Origin of the sequence: Mycobacterium hackensackense (genome assembly GCF_025822555.1) — a bacterium.
In the GTDB taxonomy this organism is placed as follows: domain Bacteria; phylum Actinomycetota; class Actinomycetes; order Mycobacteriales; family Mycobacteriaceae; genus Mycobacterium; species Mycobacterium fluoranthenivorans.
Window position 1 is genome coordinate 25250 of record NZ_JACKUC010000031.1, and the last position, 17495, is coordinate 42744.

Annotated in this window: 20 protein-coding genes; 6 read left to right on the plus strand and 14 right to left on the minus strand. The window is 68.2% G+C overall.

Annotated features, from left to right (window positions below):
• Positions 1-43: 43 nt before the first annotated feature.
• Together H7J86_RS20220 and H7J86_RS20225 are read right to left on the minus strand one after the other, a co-directional pair.
• A complete protein-coding gene (locus H7J86_RS20220; protein WP_090353861.1) occupies positions 44-439 on the minus strand; it encodes a DUF2752 domain-containing protein in 396 nt (131 codons plus the stop codon).
• Positions 429-821, minus strand: a complete 393-nt coding sequence (locus H7J86_RS20225) for an NINE protein (RefSeq protein WP_090353859.1) — start codon at positions 819-821, stop codon at positions 429-431. Before H7J86_RS20225 ends, H7J86_RS20220 begins: the two co-directional genes overlap by 11 nt.
• A 199-nt stretch (positions 822-1020) precedes the next feature.
• Between H7J86_RS20225 and H7J86_RS20230 the strand changes: the two genes are divergently transcribed.
• Entirely contained in the window at positions 1021-2367 is a 1347-nt protein-coding gene (locus tag H7J86_RS20230; RefSeq protein WP_267293079.1) for an HNH endonuclease signature motif containing protein, read from the plus strand.
• Between the two features lies 1 nt (position 2368).
• Here the strand turns inward: H7J86_RS20230 and H7J86_RS20235 are convergent, their stop codons facing one another.
• From H7J86_RS20235 to H7J86_RS20250, 4 genes are read right to left on the minus strand one after another with little or no spacing between them, the layout of a single operon-like run.
• A complete protein-coding gene (locus tag H7J86_RS20235) occupies positions 2369-2761 on the minus strand; it encodes a universal stress protein (RefSeq protein WP_267293081.1) in 393 nt (130 codons plus the stop codon).
• Complete coding sequence (locus H7J86_RS20240) at positions 2758-4311, minus strand: tripartite tricarboxylate transporter permease (RefSeq protein WP_267293083.1); 1554 nt, start codon at positions 4309-4311, stop codon at positions 2758-2760. The genes H7J86_RS20235 and H7J86_RS20240 overlap by 4 nt, the downstream gene beginning before the upstream one ends.
• A gap of 1 nt (position 4312) precedes the next feature.
• Positions 4313-4822: a tripartite tricarboxylate transporter TctB family protein gene (locus tag H7J86_RS20245; protein WP_090353853.1), complete on the minus strand. Its 510-nt coding sequence runs from the start codon at positions 4820-4822 to the stop codon at positions 4313-4315.
• On the minus strand, positions 4819-5799 hold the full coding sequence (locus H7J86_RS20250) for a Bug family tripartite tricarboxylate transporter substrate binding protein (RefSeq protein ID WP_267293085.1): 981 nt from the start codon (positions 5797-5799) through the stop codon (positions 4819-4821). Before H7J86_RS20250 ends, H7J86_RS20245 begins: the two co-directional genes overlap by 4 nt.
• Before the next feature lie 110 nt (positions 5800-5909).
• Between H7J86_RS20250 and H7J86_RS20255 the strand changes: the two genes are divergently transcribed.
• The 4 genes from H7J86_RS20255 to H7J86_RS20270 are packed head-to-tail and all read left to right on the plus strand — an operon-like array spanning position 5910 to position 10107.
• The gene (locus H7J86_RS20255; RefSeq protein WP_267293887.1) at positions 5910-7493 is read left to right on the plus strand and encodes a sensor histidine kinase; all 1584 of its coding nucleotides are present in this window, start codon (positions 5910-5912) and stop codon (positions 7491-7493) included.
• Positions 7486-8151 carry a response regulator gene (locus H7J86_RS20260; protein ID WP_267293087.1) on the plus strand — a complete coding sequence of 222 codons (666 nt, stop codon included), beginning with the start codon at positions 7486-7488 and terminating at the stop codon, positions 8149-8151. Before H7J86_RS20255 ends, H7J86_RS20260 begins: the two co-directional genes overlap by 8 nt.
• A 40-nt stretch (positions 8152-8191) precedes the next feature.
• Positions 8192-9373, plus strand: a complete 1182-nt coding sequence (locus H7J86_RS20265) for a serine hydrolase domain-containing protein (protein ID WP_267293889.1) — start codon at positions 8192-8194, stop codon at positions 9371-9373.
• Complete coding sequence (locus H7J86_RS20270; RefSeq protein ID WP_267293089.1) at positions 9373-10107, plus strand: type 1 glutamine amidotransferase; 735 nt, start codon at positions 9373-9375, stop codon at positions 10105-10107. The genes H7J86_RS20265 and H7J86_RS20270 overlap by 1 nt, the downstream gene beginning before the upstream one ends.
• Here H7J86_RS20270 and H7J86_RS20275 read toward each other — a convergent pair.
• Positions 10086-11435 (minus strand): TIGR01777 family oxidoreductase, encoded by a 1350-nt coding sequence (locus tag H7J86_RS20275; protein ID WP_267293891.1) that lies wholly within the window; start codon positions 11433-11435, stop codon positions 10086-10088. The genes H7J86_RS20270 and H7J86_RS20275 overlap by 22 nt on opposite strands.
• A 97-nt stretch (positions 11436-11532) precedes the next feature.
• Between H7J86_RS20275 and H7J86_RS20280 the strand changes: the two genes are divergently transcribed.
• Positions 11533-12201, plus strand: coding sequence for a phosphoribosyltransferase (locus H7J86_RS20280; protein ID WP_267293090.1), 669 nt, complete (start codon positions 11533-11535; stop codon positions 12199-12201).
• On the opposite strand, the gene H7J86_RS20285 is transcribed toward H7J86_RS20280, so the two are convergent.
• The 7 genes from H7J86_RS20285 to ftsZ form a co-directional block, all read right to left on the minus strand.
• On the minus strand, positions 12198-12506 hold the full coding sequence (locus H7J86_RS20285; protein ID WP_267293092.1) for a DUF308 domain-containing protein: 309 nt from the start codon (positions 12504-12506) through the stop codon (positions 12198-12200). The two genes, H7J86_RS20280 and H7J86_RS20285, sit on opposite strands and share 4 nt — an antisense overlap.
• Positions 12507-12534: 28 nt before the next feature.
• On the minus strand, positions 12535-13350 hold the full coding sequence (gene wag31 / locus H7J86_RS20290) for a DivIVA-like cell division protein Wag31 (protein WP_090353841.1): 816 nt from the start codon (positions 13348-13350) through the stop codon (positions 12535-12537).
• Positions 13351-13540: 190 nt separating this feature from the next.
• Complete coding sequence (locus H7J86_RS20295) at positions 13541-13843, minus strand: YggT family protein (RefSeq protein ID WP_090353839.1); 303 nt, start codon at positions 13841-13843, stop codon at positions 13541-13543.
• 131 nt (positions 13844-13974) lie between these two features.
• Entirely contained in the window at positions 13975-14637 is a 663-nt protein-coding gene (locus tag H7J86_RS20300) for a cell division protein SepF (protein ID WP_090353838.1), read from the minus strand.
• A 64-nt stretch (positions 14638-14701) separates the two neighbouring features.
• Positions 14702-15457, minus strand: coding sequence for a YggS family pyridoxal phosphate-dependent enzyme (locus H7J86_RS20305; RefSeq protein WP_267293094.1), 756 nt, complete (start codon positions 15455-15457; stop codon positions 14702-14704).
• 13 nt (positions 15458-15470) lie between these two features.
• Positions 15471-16172: a peptidoglycan editing factor PgeF gene (gene pgeF / locus H7J86_RS20310; RefSeq protein WP_090353835.1), complete on the minus strand. Its 702-nt coding sequence runs from the start codon at positions 16170-16172 to the stop codon at positions 15471-15473.
• 5 nt (positions 16173-16177) lie between these two features.
• A complete protein-coding gene (ftsZ, locus tag H7J86_RS20315) occupies positions 16178-17329 on the minus strand; it encodes a cell division protein FtsZ (RefSeq protein WP_090353833.1) in 1152 nt (383 codons plus the stop codon).
• Between the last annotated feature and the right edge of the window lie 166 nt (positions 17330-17495).

A 17495-nucleotide genomic window follows, 5' to 3' on the forward strand; every position in this document is an offset into this window, starting at 1 on the left:
CTGCGTCGGCCCGAAACGTCAGTGTATCAGCGCAGACACCTGTCTACACACCGATAAACGTGGGGACCAGCGGGAACCCCGGCCAGTTACGCACGACCGTCCAGAGTGCGGCCGCGGCGATGACCGTGACCGTGGCCGCGGTGGGCATCAGCTTCTGGCCGCGGCGCCACCGCACCACCAGCCAGCTGAGCAAGATCGGTAGCCCGACGAGCAGGAAGACGTTGTCCACGACCGCGGCGCCGACATTGCCGGTCAGCAGATCGTGGGTCATCCGCAGCCCGCCACAGGCCGGGCAGTTGAGGCCGGTCAGCATCTTGAACGGGCAGCCGGGAAACAGGAACCCCGGGCGGTGCGGGTCGGCCAGACCGATGTAGAGCAGACTTCCGGCCAGCACCGCGCCGGTGCCGATCGCGCCGTACTGGGCGGTCTTAAGTGCCATCGCGCAGGGGGCGGCCCTGCGGGTCGCGGACCTTGTCGGTGAGCAGCAGGATGGCGTCGATGATGCCCCAGATCACCGCGCCCAAGCCGCAGGTGACGAGCCCGACCAGCAGCTGGGCGATGCCCAGGCCCGTGTAGCCCAGGTACATGCGGCCGATACCGACCAGGCCGAACAGCCCGAGGAGCTGCAGCAGGCCGGCCACCACCTTTGATTTGTCCGAGAAGGGCTCACCGGTGAGCGGGTGCCGGCCGTACGGCGCGGCCGGGTCGTAGTACGCACCCGGGTAGGCCGGGGGCGGATACGGCGGTGGGTAGGGGTGCGCTCCGGGCGGGGGCGGCGGGATGCTGCCCGGGTCGACACCATAGGGCGGCTGATCGGTCATGGCTTCAGGATGCCAGAGATCGGGGTCACTTCGAGGCCGCACGGCAGATCAACGTGGGAGACGGCCGCGGTCGGCGCACGGCGCGTGGACGAGAGGCGCGAATTCAGTTCTGTCAAGGGGCCTTTCGTGATCTGTGGATGACTTCTTGGGCTGTGGATAACGTCTGATCTTGTCGGTGGTTCGTACTAGTGTTCGAGTCATGGAGGGTGTGGTCGATCTGGAGGCGGTGCTCGACAAGCTGTCGGGCGCGGTCTTTGACGATGCCTCGGTGGCCGAGTTGCTGGATGTTCAGACCGTGTTGGAGCGGGTGTATCGGCGGGTTCCGGCGATACAGCATCGGGTGATGGCGGCGGTGAAAGCCCACGCCAGCCCCGCCGACTTGGGGGCCCGTAGTTGGCGGGATGCGTTGGGGATCCGGTTGCGACTCTCCCCGCAGGAGGCCGGGCGCCGCTTGGCCGAGGGGGAACTGCTGGCCCCGCGGCGGGCGGTGACAGGGCAGCCGTTGGCGCCGGTGTATCCGGGTACCTCGGCTGCGCAGGCGCGCGGGGAGATCACCGCCGAGCATGTCCGCATCATCACCACCACCATGAAAAAGATTCCGTTTCGGGTGGATGAGCCGACCCGCGCCGATGCCGAGGCCCGCCTGGCCGGGTACGCGAGCGCCCATGACCCGGACACGTTGCGCGCGCTGGCCAAGCATCTGCTGGCGGTGCTGGACCCGGACGGGCCCGAACCGAGTGATGACGAGGACGTCGAGCGGACCGAGGAGCGCCGGACGTTTGTGCTGGGCCCGCAGGACGAGGACGGCAACAGTGAATTCCATGGCACCCTCACCGCGCAGGGGCGGGCGTATCTGGAACCGGTGCTGGGCAAGCTCGCCGGGCCGGGCATGTGTAATCCCGCCGATGAGTCCCCGTGCACCAAGGGCACCCCGTCGCAGGAGGCGATCGACGCCGATACCCGCACCCGCGGGCAGCGCCAGCACGATGCGTTGATCACCGTCGCCCGTGAGGCGTTGATGTCCGGGGACTTGGGTGAGCACAACGGGCTGCCGGTGACGGTGGTGGTGAGCACCACGCTCACCGAGCTGGAGGCTGCGGCCGGGGTCGCTCATACCGGTGGCGGGTCGAGGGTGGCGATGCGTGATCTGATCCGGATGGCCGGGCACGCCCGCCACTATCTGAGCATCTTCGACGAGCACACCGTGGTGCCGCTGTATCTGGGTCGGGCCAAGCGGATCGCCTCACCGGGGCAGCGTCTGGTGCTCACCTACCGCGACCGGGGCTGCACGTTCCCCGGGTGCCGGGTCCCGGCGTATGGCTGCCAAACCCACCACGCGGTGCAGGATTTCGCCCAGGGCGGCGCCACCGATATCGACCAACTGGTGCTGGCCTGCGGCCCGCACAACCGCCTGGTCAAAGACGGCGGCTGGACCACCGTCCTCACCACCACCGGCAGTGTCGAATGGATCCCCCCACCGCTACTGGACACCGGCCAAGCCCGCACCAACCTCTACCACCACCCCGAACAGATCCTGGACGGGTAGCTCAGAGATCCTCGGGTTTCACGGCCAACACCGGTTTGCGGCATTCCAGAAGAAGTTGCTGGGACACGCTGCCCAGCAACAGCTTTCCGACCGGGTTGCGGTGCCGGATGCCGATCACCAACAGGTCGGCATCCGGGCTGTCCATCGCGTCGAGCAGCTCCTCGGCCGGGTCGACACCCACCGGTTGGGACACCTCGAAGGGCACACCGGACGCCTCGAGCTGGTCCCGAAGGGCCTGCAACGCACCGGACTGCGCGAACTGGGGGTCGGCGAGCGCATCGCCCTTGGTCGCGTTGATCACCCGCAGGGTGGTGTTGCGCAGCCGGGCCTCGATGACCGCGTGTTCCACTGCGGCACTGCCGAACTGGTCCGCGGTGTATCCGACCACGATCATGACGCCGAGCCTTCCTTGAGAGCCTTCTGCTGCTGGTCGGCGTCATCCTCGACGATCAACAGGGTTTCCTCGCTGCGGTGCATCAACCGCAGGATCAGCGGCATCAGCAGCAGGACCGCCATGAGCACATAAGTGGCGATCGCGACCGGCTCGGTGAACAGACTGCCCCAGTCTCCGCTGCCCAACTGCAGACTCTGGCGCAGCTGGCGCTCGATGCGCGGACCGAGGATCACGCCGATGATCAAGGGCAGCACCGGCAGACCGAACCGGCGCATCATCAATCCCAGCAGACCGAACACCAACAGCAGTGCCAGATCCAGCGGCTGCACGTTCACCGCGAACGCACCGAGCGTGGCGAAGAACAGGATGCCGGCATACAGATACGGCCGCGGGGTGCGCAGCAGTTTCGCCCACAGCGGCGCCAACGGCAGGTTCAGCACCAGCAACAGGAAGTTGCCGATGAACAGGCTGGCCACCAGCGTCCAGATCAGCAGGGGTTCCTTGTCGAACAGCGTCGGCCCGGGCTGGATACCGTAGGACACGAACGCCGTCAGCATGACCGCGGCGGTCGCGTTGGTGGGCAGGCCCAGCGACAGCATCGGCACCAGAGTGCCTGCGGCCGAGGCGTTGTTGGCCGCTTCCGGACCGGCGACACCCTCGATCGCGCCCTTCCCGAACTCCTCGGGATGCTTCGACAGCTTCTTCTCGGTGATATAGCTCAGGAACGTCGGCAGCTCGGCACCACCGGCCGGCAACGCACCGAACGGGAAGCCGTACGCGGTACCGCGCAGCCACGGTTTCCAGGACCGCTTCCAATCCGATTTGCTCATCCACGGCCGACCGACCGGGATCACGTCAGCGGGCCGGCGCCGCAGATGCGCGGCCACCCACAGCGCCTCACCGAGGGCGAAGATCGCCACCGCGATCACCACGATGTCGATACCGTCGGACAGCAACGGCAGCCCGAACGTCGCGCGCGGTTGGCCCGTCAGGAAATCGATGCCCACGATGCCGATCGCCAATCCCAGGAACAGTGAGATCGCACCGCGCAATTTGGAAGATCCGAGCACGGCGGTCACCGCCACCAGCGCGAACAGCATGATCGCCAGATACGAAGGCGCACCGAGCGTCACCGCGAACCGCGATACCGCCGGCGCGAACAGCACCAGCAGCATCGTGCCGATGGTGCCGGCGACGAAGGATCCGATCGCCGCGGTGGCCAACGCCTGGGCGGCGCGGCCGGCCTTGGCCATCCGGTTGCCCTCGATCGCGGTGATCACCGACGAGGATTCACCAGGCGTGTTCAGCAGGATCGAGGTGGTGGACCCGCCGTACATCCCGCCGTAGAAGATGCCGGCGAACATGATGAAGGCCGCGCTCGGACTGACGTTGTAGGTGATGGGCAGCAGCAGCGCCACCGTCATCGCCGGGCCGATACCCGGCAACACCCCGACCGCGGTACCCAGCAGCACGCCGATCACGGCGTAGAGCAGATTCATCGGGGTGGCCGCCTCGGCGAACCCCTGCATGAGCCAGTTCAGGTTGTCCATATCAGAGGATCCCGTCCAGAATGCCTGCGGGCAGCGGAATTCCGAGCCCGGAGTAGAACGCGTAGAAGCTGCCCACCGACAGCACGCCGCCGATCACCAGATTGCGGATGTAGTGCTTGCTGCCCAGCACGGTGGCCGCACCGGCGAACATCAGACCGGCCGTGATCGCCCAGCCCAGCGGTTTGACCAGAACGATGGTGGCCACGAACAGCGCGACCAGCAGCCCGACGGTGCGCCAGTCGCTGGGCATATCGGGGTCGATGTCCTCCCCCGCATCCGCTTCACCGACCGACCCGCGTGGGATCGCGACCGCCAGGATCACCGCCAGCACCAGCAGCACGATGCCGATGAACATCGGAAAGAACTTGGGCCCCACCGGATCGACCTGCGCATAGCCACCGGGCAGGGTGAGCGCGTTGTAGATCAGGAACCCGCCGACCGCGACGAGAACGACCACCACCAGGTACTGGGCCTTGTCCACCCGGCGTGTGCCGGGATCCGGGGCGCTCACAGCAGCCCCAGTTCGGTCAGGGTCGAGGACACCCGCTGGTCCTGATCCTTGAGGAACTGTTCGAACTTCTCCCCGGTCATGAACGCGTCACTCCATCCGTTACGCACCAGGGCCTCCTTCCATGCATCGGTGGCGTGCAGGTCTTCGAGCACCTTGACCAGCGCCTGCCTGGCGTCCTCGGAGATACCCGGTGGCGCCAGGACACCGCGCCAGTTGGTGAAGGTCAGATTGATTCCCGCCTCGGTCAGCGTGGGGGCGTCGACGCCCTCGACACGTTCGGTCCCGGACACCGCCAGCACCCGGACCTGGCCGGCCTCGATCTGATCCACGTACTCGCCGAGTCCGGAGGTGCCCACGGCGACCTTCTTGCCGAGCAGCGCGGTCAGCAGATCGCCGCCACCGTCGTAGGTGATGAAGTTGACCTTGCGGGGATCGACACCGACCGCGCGGGCGGTCTCCATCGGGAACAGGTGATCAGGTCCGCCGGGCGAGGAACCACCACCGATGGTCACCTTCGCGGGATCGGCCTTCCAGGCCGCGACCATGTCCTGCACCGTCTTGAACGGTGAATCCGCCGGAACCAGAATGCCTTCCTGCTCCTCGACCATCTTGGCCAGTGCGGTGGCATTCGAGGCCCGCGCCGAGGATCCGTTGGTGTACACCGCGCCGACCACCCCGAGCCCCATCATCATCATGAGGTCGCCGTTGCCCCGTTCGTTCATCAATCGGGCCATCGCCACGGTGCCGCCGGCGCCGATGACGTTGAAAACCTCGACACGCCCGGTGATATCGCGATCCTCCATGATCTTCACCGCGGTGCGGGCGGTCAGGTCATACCCGCCACCGGGGCTGTTGGGCACCATCATCCGCAGTCGATGCAGGCCGCCGGCCTGTTCGCCGCGGGTCACCCCACACGCGGTCAGCAGCAGTGCCACTGCCAGCAGCACGGCCAGTCCCGTCTTGGAACGCACGGTCATCCCCCATCGTCTCCTGTGATGTTCGGCAATACTGGACCCGCACAGTGATGCGGGTCACGCATGAGTTCGCAAAGGAAGTTGTGGTCGTTAAGTTCACGAAGCGGGTGCTGATGCTGCCGGGGCGCAGCCTGGCCGGCCAGTTCCTGCTGTTCCAGCTGGTGGTGGTGGCGGTGGTGCTGATCGCGGTGGCCGCGGTGTCGGTCGCGCAGTCCACCCGCGAGTTCCGCGACGTCCGCGGCCAGCGGATGATCGCCGTCGCCGAGAACGTGGCGTCCACCCCGATCGTCCGGGACCGTTACGCAGACCCCTTCGCCGCCCGGATCCTCGCCCCCGAGGTGGACCGCGCGGTGGCCCTGTCCGGGGCCGGCCTGGCCGAGATCCTCGATCCCGACGGCCGGGTGCGGGTGTCCACGGACCCCGCCCGGGTCGGTTCCCGAATGGACCTTTCCGCCAGCCGCGCCGACGAAGGCCGAGCCTGGTTCGGCGACGGCGATATCGACGGGGTACGCAGCTTGATCGGTCAGGTCCCGATCCTGGCCGCCAGTGGTGCGGTGCTGGCCGTCGTCTCGGTGAGCGAACGCTACCCGACGGTGTGGGAGCTGATCGGCGGCGCAGGCGAACGACTGCTGCTGTATCTGAGCCTGGGTGCGGTGCTCGGTTTGGCGGCGTCATGGCTGCTGTCACGGCGGATCAAACGCCACACCCGCGGGCTCGAGGTGGCCGAGATCGCCGGCCTGGCCGATCACCGGGAAGCGTTGCTGCACAGCATCCGTGAGGGCGTGGTGGCGGTCAACCCCGACGGTGTGGTCACCGTGCTCAACGACAGCGCGCAGGAACTGCTCGGCCTCGGCGCCGAGGCCGTCGGGCGCCGCGTCGACGAACTCGGCCTGGAACGCGCCGTGGTGGATTTCCTGATGTCGGGTGAGGAGGGCCGCGACGTCATCATCGCCACCGGCAAGCACGTCCTGGCCCTCAACCGGCGGGCGGCCCGCAGCCAGGGCCGGCACATCGGTACCGTCACCACGATGCGCGACAGCACCGAATTGGCCGCGCTGCAGGCGCAGTTGTCCTCACACCGCAGCGTCACCGACACCCTGCGTGCCCAGACCCACGAGTTCGCCAATCAGCTGCACACCATCTCGGGGCTGGTGCAGCTCGGCGAGTTCGACGCCGTCCACGAATTGGTCGGCACCCTGACCCGGCGCCGGGCGCAGATCAATGATGCTGTCACCCAACGTATCTCCGATCCGGCGGTGGCCGCGCTGCTGATTGCCAAGACCTCGCTGGCCGCCGAGAGCGGAGTCATCCTGACACTCGATCCGGACAGCCGGCTGCGGGCCCTGTCACCGGCGCTGGCCACCGATGTGATCACCCTGCTGGGCAACCTGATCGACAACGCGGTGGACGCCTCGGTGGGCGCCAACCGGGCCGAGGTGAACGTCACGGTGTGCGATGCCGACGGCCTCACCCTCACCGTCACCGACTCGGGACCCGGTGTGCCACCGCATCTGCGGGAGTCGCTGTTCGCCCGCGGGGTGACCTCCAAACCGGCTGGTGCAGGCGGTCTGGAGAAACAGCGTGGTATCGGGCTGGCCCTGGTCCGGCTGGTCACCACACAGCACGGCGGACACGTCGAGATCACCGACGGTCCCGATGGCGGTGCCTCGTTCGTGGTGCGGTTGGCCCATGCGTGACGTGCTGATCGTCGACGACGATTTCATGGTGGCCGAGATCCACCGTCGCTTCGTCGACCGGATCGACGGTTTCCAGGCGGTCGGCGTGGCCCGCACCGGGGCGGACGCGCTGAGCGCCGCCGAAGAGCTGAGTCCCGATCTGATCCTGCTGGACGTGTACCTGCCCGATATGTCCGGGCTCACCGTGCTGCAACGGCTGCGTGCCTGCGGCAACCACGTCGGCGTCATCATGATCACCGCGGCGCGGGAACTGGACACCGTCCGCGGGGCCCTGGACGGCGGCGCCGCCGACTACCTGATCAAACCGTTCGAGTTCGACCAGCTGCACGTCAAGCTGGGCACATTCGCGGCACGCGCCGACGCACTGGCCGCCGACGGCGGCGCCGACCAGACGATGATCGACGCGCTGTTCAGCGGCGCCACCCCCGCCGCCGCACCGGTGCTGCCGAAGGGTCTGGGCGCCGAAACCGGCCAGTTGGTGCTCGACGCCGTCCGCACGGCCGAAGAGGTGTCCGCCGCGGAATGCGCCGACCGGGTCGGTATCTCCCGGGTGAGTGCGCGCCGCTACCTGGAGCACTACCTCGGCACCGGTCTGCTGGAACTGCGTCTGCAATACGGTGCCGGCCGCCCCGAACGCCGCTACCGGATCGCCGAATAGCGTGTCCGTGACGCGGCGGTGCCTGGCGCTGATACTGACGATGATGGTCGCCGGCTGCGCGCCGGCCACCCCGCCGAGCGCACCCGGCACCGATTCCGCCCAGGCCGAGGCGGTCATGCGGATCGTCCGCGACACCGTGACCCAGGCACACCTGAGATCGGCGATCGTGCGCGTCACGATCGGTGGCGCGGAAGTGGTCACCCGGGCCGTCGGAGAGTCGATGACCGGCGTGCCCGCCACCCCGGCCATGCATTTCCGCAACGGCGCCGTGGCCATCTCGTATGTGTCGACGCTGCTGCTCATCCTGGTGGACGAGAAGAAGGTCAGCCTCGACGACAAGCTGTCGACATGGTTGCCCGACATCCCGCACGCCGACCGCGTGACACTCGGCCAGCTGGCCCAGATGACCTCCGGCTACGTCGACTACGTCATCGGCAACACCGCGATGAACGACGCGCTCTATGCAAACCCGTTCCGGCACTGGACAACCCAGGAACTACTGGACTTCGCGGTGCATGAGCCACTGCTCTACGAGCCCGGCACCAACTGGAACTACGCCCACACCAACTATGTGCTGCTCGGACTGGCCCTGGAGAAGGCCACCGGCACCGATATGCCGACATTGTTGTCCGAGAAGGTACTACGCCCGCTGGGGTTGACGAACACCGCCGCGGCCGAGACCGCGGCGATCCCGCCACCGGTACTGCACGCGTTCAGCTCCGAACGCCGGGCGGCACTCAAGATCCCGGCCCGCACCCCGTTCTACGAGGAGACGACGTTCTGGGATCCCTCCTGGACCATCACCCACGGTGCGATCCAGACCTCGAACATCTACGACCTGGAGGCCACCGCGGTCGGGATCGGATCCGGTCGGCTGCTGTCCGCGCAGTCCTACCGCAGGATGGTCTCCACCGAGCTGCGCGGCCAGACCCACGCGCAGCCGGGCTGCACCACCTGCGCCGAGATGACCGACGGCTACACCTACGGGTTGGGCCTCGTCATCTCCGGGAACTGGCTACTGCAGAACCCGATGTTCGCCGGGTACGCCGCCCTGGAGGCCTACTTACCGGCGCGCAAGATCGCCATCGCGGTCGCCGTCACGTTCGCCCCGGGTGCGTTCGACGATCAGGGCGATTACCGCAACGAAGCCGAGGCCCTGTTCCGCAGGATCGGCGCCGAACTCGCCCCCGAGGATGCGCCACCGGTGCCCCCGGCGAAATAATGGCGCGCGTGGCGCCCAAGGTTCTCTTCCTCTACAACGAACACCTCGCTTCCGAAGCCCTGCTGGGCGAGGCGTTCACCGAACAAGGCTTCGATGTGCACACGTTCGAGGTGGTGCCCGCGGAGCGGGTCGACGACCCCGCCGGTGACGTGGTCTTCCCCGCTGCCGCCGACTACGACGTGCTCGTCCCGCTGGGGGCGCGGTGGCCGGTGTACGACGAAGCCCTGCGACGCACCTGGGTGGGCGCGCAGACCCAGCTGCTCCACGACGCCGCCGACGCCGGCGTGGCGATGCTCGGGGTGTGCTTCGGCGGCCAGCTGATCGCCCAGGCCTTCGGCGGCACCGTCAGTCGGGCCCCGATCGCCGAGATCGGCTGGACCGATATCAGCACCGACCAGCCCGACCTGGTGCCCGGCGGCGCGTGGTTCGAATGGCACTTCGACCGCTGGACGCTGCCGCCCGGCGCCGTCGAGGTGGCCCGCACCGCCAACGCCTCGCAGGCGTTCGTCCTCGGGCGGGCCCTGGCACTGCAGTTCCATCCCGAGATCGACCACCGGCTGCTGTCACTCTGGCTTGCCGAGGACCGTGACGGCGAGGTCATCGGGCACGGTCTCGACCACGACGAAATACTCTCCAGGACAAACGAATTGAAGGACGACACCGCCAAACGGGTGCGCGGCCTGGTGGACGGTTTCCTCAGGCACGTGGCACGTCAGCCGTGCCCCAGCTCGTGAGCCAGCGCGGCCCCGATATCCGGGCGGCGAAACCGGTGCCCGAGACGCTGCAGCCCGACGGGCAGGACCCGCTGGTCGGCCTCCGCGAGTTCCCGCACGCCCTGCTCCCCCAGCAGTAGCTTCGGCCCGAACGACGGCACGGGCAGCAGCGTCGGCCGGTGCAACACCTGCCCGAGCGCGGCGGTGTAGTCGGCATTGGTCACCGGCTCGGGCGCCACCGCGTTGACCGGTCCGGCGAGCCGGTCGTCGTAGAGCGCGCGGTAATAGATGTCCAGCAGATCGTCCAGCCCGATCCACGACAACCATTGCGCGCCACTGCCCAGCCTGCCGCCCAGCCCCGCCGCGAACAGCGGCCGCAGCAGTCGCAGCGTGCCACCCGCGCTGGATTGCACCACGCCGGTGCGGACGTTGACCACGCGCAGCCCCGCCGCGGCGGCGGGGCCGGTCGCGGCCTCCCAGTCGGCGACGACATCGGCCAGGAACCCCTCGCCGCGATCGCTGGTCTCATCCAGCGGCTCGTCGCCGCGGTCGTATCCGTAGAAACCGATCGCCGAAGCGCTGACGAAAGCCTGCACCCCGGATGTCCGGGCAGCCAGTTCGGCCAGGGCCCGGGTCGGGCCGATCCTGCTGTCGCGGATGGCCGTGCGATGCCCTTCGGTGAACCGGCCCGCGATGGACGCACCGGCCAGATGTATCACCGCGTCCACCCCGGCCAGCAGTCCGGCGTCGGGTTGGGACGGATTCCATTGGCGCTCATGGGATCCGGTGGGCTGATGACGCACCAGCCGGATCACCCGGTGACCACCGGAGGTCAGGAAGGCCGCCAGCGCCGAACCGACCAGGCCACTGGCGCCGGTGAGGGCGATGACCAGCGCTCCCGTGCCCGACGCCGCGGCGTCACGGTGGGCGGCCAGGTCGTCGGCGAGCTGAGCGTGCCGGTAGACGAACATCGGCCGCAGCGCGGCCGCCGGCACGACCGTCTGCACGGTGTCGGACACCCGTGTCGAATCCGGTCCGGTCGCGGCGAACTCGTGGATGTGCCGCCACTGCCCGATCGCCCGTGCCGGCCATGACCGCAGACCGTCGGAGTCGAGGGTGTCGACGAAACGGTGCGGTGGGTCGTATCCGGCGGGATCGTGGCGGGCGATCCAGCGCAGGCCGCCCGGTAGCCCCAGTGCGGCCCGGCCGTCAGCCAGTGACGGTGTCTCGGCGACCACCGTCATCGGCTGCCACGGCGGTACCAGCCGTCGCATCGCACCGGGGCGGGCGTGCCAGGCGAACACCGTGTCCAGCGGATGATCGACGACGCTGTCGTATTCAATGCCCATCTTCATGCCCATCGCTGATTTGCCACCTCCGCAGCCGGGGTACCCCACCCGGATTCGCCGTACGCTCGAAGTGTCCCCCATCACGAAGCCGAGTCCGATGAGAAAGACCCTCCGGCGCACCGCCGCGCCGGGCAGGTTCGCCGACCGCCGGGATGCCGGCCGTGTCCTGGCCGGCCATCTGTCGCCCTATCGCGGCCGGACCGATCTGCTGGTCCTCGGCCTGGCCCGTGGTGGGGTGCCGGTCGGGTGGGAAGTCGCCGCCCACCTGAACGCCCCGCTCGACGCGTTCCTGGTGCGCAAACTCGGTGTACCGGACTGGACCGAGCTGGCCATGGGCGCCCTCGCGAGCGGCGGCGGGCTGGTGCTCAACCGAGACCTGATGGACAAGCTGAGGGTCACCGAGGAACAACTCCAGGAGACGATCCGGGCCGAGACCGCCGAGTTGCACCGGCGGGAGTGGGCATATCGCGGCAACCGGCCGCCACCGGATATCGAGGGCCGCTCGGTGATCCTGGTCGACGACGGATTGGCCACCGGGGCGAGCATGTTCGCCGCGGTGCGCGCGGTGCGGGCCGGCGGCCCCGCCGCGGTGGTGGTGGCGGTCCCGGTCGGCTCCGATTCGACGTGCCGGGCGTTGCGCGCCGAAGCCGATGCGGTGATCTGCGCGTGCTCGCCGCAGGACTTCAGCGCGGTCGGGCAGGTGTACGACGACTTCCGTCAGACCAGCGACGACGAGGTCCGACGGCTGCTGGCGACCCGGCCTTAGCTTTTGTGCTCGGCCTCGGCGTCGGTTTCGGTTTCGGGCGCCTCGTCGGCGGTATCCGCCGGGACGGGCTCTGCCGCGACAGCCTCTTCGTCGGGGTAGTCCTGGACCGCCTCGGGCTCTTCAGCCGCGGTGTCCTCGTCGGCATTCTGCCGGGACCGGTCGCGCAGCGCATCGACGATGAGCAGCACCACGCCGATGACGCTGGCACCGATGCAGACCCAGGCGATGACCTCATTGCTGGTGACCACCGCGGCCACCAGCGAAGCCAAGCCGACAACGGCGAGGACGAGCGCAATGATCAGCATTGATCGACGTTAACCGACGAGGGGCCGGTCAGTTGTTTCCGCGGTTGAACTGGTTGAAGCCACCGGAATCGTTGGTCGCACCGGAGTCCACGGGTGCGGCCGAACCGCGCTGCCCGAGCTCTTCGAGCTGCGATTCGAGGTAGGTCTTCAGACGGGTGCGGTACTCGCGCTCGAAGGTGCGCAGCTGCTCGAGGCGTCCTTCGAGCACCGTGCGCTGCTGGTTGATGGTGCCCATGATCTCGGAATGCTTGCGCTCGGCGTCGGCCTGCAGTGCGTCGGCCTTCTCCTGCGCCTGGCGCAGCTGGGTCTCCGACCGGGTCTGCGCGTCGGACAGCAGCGCGTCGGCGCGCTGGCGGGCATCGGCGAGCGTGGTCTCCGCGGTGTGCCGGGCCTCGCTGACCAGGGCATCAGCCTGGGCGCGGGCATCGGAGAGCAGCTTCTCGGACTCCGCCTTGGCGGATCCGGTGAGCCGGTCGGCGGTGTCCTGAGCCAGGCTGAGCACCTTGGCGGCCCGGACGTGGTGGTCTTCGGATACCGGGGCTGCCGGCTGGGCCACCGGCGCCGGGGCCTCGTACACCGGCTGCACCACGGGCTCCGGCTCGGGCTCGGGCTGGTAGGCCGGGATCGTCTGGGTGGGCTGTGCACCCCCGGCACGCGCTCCGGCCAACTCCTGATCGAGTTCGGAAACCCGCTGGCGGAGGTCGGCGTTCTCCTCGATCAACCTGGTGAGTTCGTTCTCCACCAGGTCGAGGAAGGCATCGACCTCATCCTCGTTGTAGCCGCGTTTACCGATGGGCGGCTTACTGAAAGCGACGTTGTGAACGTCGGCTGGTGTGAGCGGCATCGCCTGCCCCCTTGAAGTCTGGACCGTCAACCGGTTTCAAAGTGTAGAGCGTCGGTACGAGTAACTGGCGTCCATCCTGTCACAGCAGACCCGGCGGTTGCAGAGGAGGTTCATAATTAAGAGCGAATTTCAATCTTCGACGCTGGTCGGAAGTGGATCCAGCGCCGGAGCCGGCGCGGTCGGACGACGGTCAGCCGGCCGAGCCCGCGGCCGCCCCGAAGGCCAGTTGCATGCCGATGAACGCGACCAGAAGCAGCACCATGATCGACAGGTCGAAGCGCACCGCGCCGATGGTCAACTGCGGGATCAAACGCCGCAGCAGCTTCACCGGAGGGTCGGTGACGGACAGGATCAACTCGAGGATCACCACCGTCACACCCTTGGGGTGCCAGTCCCGACTGAACGACCGGATGAACTCCACGACCACTCGCGCGATCAACAGGAGCCAGAACACGAACAGCGCGAAACCCAGGATTTCGAAGAACAGCGCCAACGGAAGCCGACCTCACTACGGCGGAAAAACGTGATTGCAAACCGGTGGGACCAGCCAGTCCCTCGGGATTCAGCCTACTCGGCATCTCCGGTGCGCCCCCTGCCAGGAACTACCGACAGGGGGTCGACCGGCTACTGGTAGGAGTAGAAACCCGCTTCGGCGATCCGGCGGCGCTCTTCGGCGCTGACGTCCACATCCGCCGGGGAGAGCAGGAAGACCTTGGTGGCCACCTTGTCGAAGGAGCCGCGCAGCGCGAAGGCCAGGCCGGCGGCGAAGTCGACGAGTCGCTTGGCGTCGGCGTTGTCCATCGACACCAGGTCCATGATGACCGGCGTGCCGTCGCGGAACCGCTCACCGATGGTGCGGGCTTCGCTGTAGTCCTTGGGCCGCAGCGTGGTGATCTTGGCCAGCGGGCTGCCGGCCTCGAACAGTTCGGCCATCCGGCGGGGCTCCATGGCCAGCGCGCCCCGGGTCGGAGCGGCGGGAAAACGCGGGGCGGGACGGTCGAACTCGCGCGGGGCACGCAGGCGGCCTTCGAATCGCGGTGAGTCGTATCCACCGCGGTATGCGCCCGGGGCCATCTCCATCTCGCGCTCGTACTCGCGGGGACCGCGGTCCTCGAAGCTCCGGCTATCGCGCGCGTCGCGCACTCCGTAGCCGTCCTCCTCGAACCGATCCTCCGCGCCGCGGCGCGGGTACGACCGTGACGGACGGTCGTCGTCGTAGTAGTCGTCCTCGTACTCGTCCAGCGGCGCCATACCGAAGTAGGCCTTGACCTTGTGCAGTGTGCTCATCGCCTGCCCCTTCTGCTGCTGATAACTATGTGGTTTGTGATGAAGATGTGACTGGAGTGACTACTCAGGGTGACGTTAGCGGGCGTTGACCCATCAACGCGGTACCGACACGCACACACGTGGATCCGTGTCGCACAGCTACTTCGAGATCGCCGGACATCCCGGCCGAAAGTCCCAGCCGGTGGGTGAAACCCCGCTGCACCCGGTCCCGTTCGGCGGCCAGCTGGGCGAAAGCCTCGTCGGTGTCCCAGCCGAGCGGCGGAATCCCCATCAGGCCAACGAATTCCAGGGCGTCGATGGCGTGGGCCGCTGCGCACAGTTCCAGAATCAGATCCGGCCGGCTGACCGGCACCCCGCCGCGGGCGGGATCGCCGTCCAGACTCACCTGCAGGTAGATCCGCAACGGCTCGGTACGCCGGCCCGCGGCGATCTCCTCCTCGGCGGCCCCACCGAGCGCGGAGATCAGCCGGGCACTGTCCACCGAGTGGGCGGCGTACGCCCACCGGGCCACCGCGCGCGCCTTGTTGCGCTGGATGCTGCCGACCATGTGCCAGCGCACCGCACCGGGCGGTTCGCCGGGAAACGCCGCGGCGACGGTGGCCGCCTTCTCGGATGCCTCCTGTTCGCGCGATTCACCGAACTCGGTGCAGCCCAGGCGGCGCAGGATGATCACATCGGAAGCCGGAAAGAACTTGGTGATGGGCAGCAGGTCGATATCGCGGACATCGCGTCCGGCCGCCTCGGCGGCGGCGGCCAGCCGAGCCCGGACCGCGGCCAGCGATCCGGCCAACTCCGCGTCCCGGTGCGGGGCCCCCGTCATGTCGTGAGCACCGTCATTCCATCCACACCAACGACGCCAGGCGTCCGGTGGGCGCGTCGCGCCGGTGACTGAACAGTGCGCGGTCCTCGACGGTGCAGCGCGGGTCGATATCGATGGTCGTGATCCCCAATGTCGTCAATTGGCGGGCGATTCCGGCCCGGATGTCCAACCCGGGGGTGCCCTTCTCGGTGGTCGTGCGACTGCCGGGCAGCGCGGCTTCGACCTCGTCGGCCATGAGGGCGGGCACCTCGTAGTGGCGGCCACTGACCGCGGGGCCGAGCAGCACCGAGATATCGTCCGGCGAAGCACCCAGCGCCACCATCTTTTCGACGGTGCGCGCCACGATGCCCAGCTGCGCCCCGACCCGGCCGGCATGTGCGGCGCCGATCACCCCGGCCCGCGCGTCGGCCAACAACACCGGAACGCAGTCGGCCGACAGCACCGCCAGCGCCAGCCGCGGCGTCGTGGTCACCAGCGCATCGGTGTCGTCGACGGTGGCGCCCGGGTCACCGTCGACCACCACGACACGGTCGGAATGCACCTGATTCATCCAGACCACGCCGTCGGCACCGATGGTGTCGGCCAGGCGTTTCCGGTTGGCCGCAACGGCGGCCGGGGCATCGCCGACGTGATCGCCGAGATTGAAGGTGTCATAGGGCGGCCGCGAGACACCGCCCTGGCGGGTGGTCGTCACGCGCCGAACCCGGACGGGCACGGCGTCTAGTGGCGCATGAAGGGCGGCACGTCGACATCGTCGTCGGAGATGCCGCCGTCATCAGGTCCGCCGATGCGCACCGTGGCCCCGTTGGTGTGCCCGGCCGGGACGCTGACCGCGTCGGCCGGTTCGAAGACCGTGGAGCGCACGTTGCCCGAGGCCGCGGGCGCGATGGTCTGGGCACCCCCGGTGACGGGTTTGCGGCTCGGGGTCACGCTGTCGAAGCCGGCCGCGATGACGGTGACCCGGACCTCGTCGCCCAGCGAATCGTCGATGACGGTGCCGAAGATGATGTTGGCGTCCGCGTGCGCGGCCTCCTGCACCAGCGAGGCGGCCTCGTTGATCTCGAACAGACCGAGGTCACTGCCACCGGCCACCGAGAGCAGCACGCCCTGGGCACCCTCCATGGACGCTTCCAGCAGCGGCGAGTTGATGGCGATCTCGGCGGCCTTGAGTGCACGACCGTCCCCGCGCGCGGAGCCGATGCCCATCAGCGCGGTGCCCGCGCCGCTCATCACACCCTTCACGTCGGCGAAGTCGACGTTGATCAGACCCGGCGTGGTGATCAGGTCGGTGATGCCCTGGACACCGTTGAGCAGCACCTCATCGGCACTGCGGAACGCGTCCATCAGCGAGACGGCGGCATCGCCCATCTGCAGCAGCCGGTCGTTCGGGATGACGATCAGGGTGTCGCAGCTCTCGCGCAGCGACTGGATGCCGTTCTCGGCCTGGTTGGACCGGCGCTTGCCCTCGAAGGAGAACGGCCGGGTGACCACGCCGACGGTCAGCGCGCCGAGCTTGCGTGCGATGGATGCCACCACGGGCGCGCCACCAGTGCCGGTGCCACCGCCCTCACCTGCGGTGACGAACACCATGTCGGCGCCGCGCAGCAGTTCTTCGATATCGTCCTTGGCGTCCTCGGCGGCCTTGCGGCCCACCTCGGGGTCGGCGCCTGCGCCCAGACCGCGGGTGGAGTCCCGGCCGACGTCGAGCTTGACGTCGGCATCACTCATCAACAGCGCTTGGGCGTCGGTGTTGATGGCGATGAACTCCACGCCCTTGAGACCGTGTTCGATCATCCGGTTGACGGCATTCACGCCGCCGCCGCCGATGCCGACCACCTTGATGACCGCGAGGTAGTTGTGCGGGGGGGTCATGGGTGCCTTCCTCCCAGAATGTTCGAGTCCAGTGCGAAACCTTCAACGAAACCCTCAACCTCAACCATAGGTTTAAAGTTATGTCAAGTAGTTCCGCGCAAACAGAACGGTAGGGCCGCCCGCCCGCCACGCCGGGCAGGCGCGCCGAAGCAACGCGACAAAAATT

Excerpts from the sequence above, each read along its gene's own strand:
- H7J86_RS20300 (WP_090353838.1), bottom strand. The coding sequence starts at position 14,637 with ATGAGCACACTGCACAAGGTCAAGGCCTACTTCGGTATGGCGCCGCTG.
- H7J86_RS20275 (WP_267293891.1), bottom strand. The coding sequence starts at position 11,435 with ATGGGCATTGAATACGACAGCGTCGTCGATCATCCGCTGGACACGGTG.
- H7J86_RS20265 (WP_267293889.1), top strand. The coding sequence starts at position 8,192 with ATGATGGTCGCCGGCTGCGCGCCGGCCACCCCGCCGAGCGCACCCGGC.
- H7J86_RS20270 (WP_267293089.1), top strand. The coding sequence starts at position 9,373 with ATGGCGCGCGTGGCGCCCAAGGTTCTCTTCCTCTACAACGAACACCTC.
- H7J86_RS20280 (WP_267293090.1), top strand. The coding sequence starts at position 11,533 with ATGAGAAAGACCCTCCGGCGCACCGCCGCGCCGGGCAGGTTCGCCGAC.
- H7J86_RS20250 (WP_267293085.1), bottom strand. The coding sequence starts at position 5,799 with ATGACCGTGCGTTCCAAGACGGGACTGGCCGTGCTGCTGGCAGTGGCA.
- H7J86_RS20240 (WP_267293083.1), bottom strand. The coding sequence starts at position 4,311 with ATGGACAACCTGAACTGGCTCATGCAGGGGTTCGCCGAGGCGGCCACC.
- H7J86_RS20305 (WP_267293094.1), bottom strand. The coding sequence starts at position 15,457 with ATGACGGGGGCCCCGCACCGGGACGCGGAGTTGGCCGGATCGCTGGCC.
- ftsZ (WP_090353833.1), bottom strand. The coding sequence starts at position 17,329 with ATGACCCCCCCGCACAACTACCTCGCGGTCATCAAGGTGGTCGGCATC.
- H7J86_RS20285 (WP_267293092.1), bottom strand. The coding sequence starts at position 12,506 with ATGCTGATCATTGCGCTCGTCCTCGCCGTTGTCGGCTTGGCTTCGCTG.
- H7J86_RS20260 (WP_267293087.1), top strand. The coding sequence starts at position 7,486 with ATGCGTGACGTGCTGATCGTCGACGACGATTTCATGGTGGCCGAGATC.
- H7J86_RS20225 (WP_090353859.1), bottom strand. The coding sequence starts at position 821 with ATGACCGATCAGCCGCCCTATGGTGTCGACCCGGGCAGCATCCCGCCG.
- H7J86_RS20235 (WP_267293081.1), bottom strand. The coding sequence starts at position 2,761 with ATGATCGTGGTCGGATACACCGCGGACCAGTTCGGCAGTGCCGCAGTG.
- H7J86_RS20230 (WP_267293079.1), top strand. The coding sequence starts at position 1,021 with ATGGAGGGTGTGGTCGATCTGGAGGCGGTGCTCGACAAGCTGTCGGGC.
- H7J86_RS20255 (WP_267293887.1), top strand. The coding sequence starts at position 5,910 with ATGCTGCCGGGGCGCAGCCTGGCCGGCCAGTTCCTGCTGTTCCAGCTG.
- H7J86_RS20220 (WP_090353861.1), bottom strand. The coding sequence starts at position 439 with ATGGCACTTAAGACCGCCCAGTACGGCGCGATCGGCACCGGCGCGGTG.
- wag31 (WP_090353841.1), bottom strand. The coding sequence starts at position 13,350 with ATGCCGCTCACACCAGCCGACGTTCACAACGTCGCTTTCAGTAAGCCG.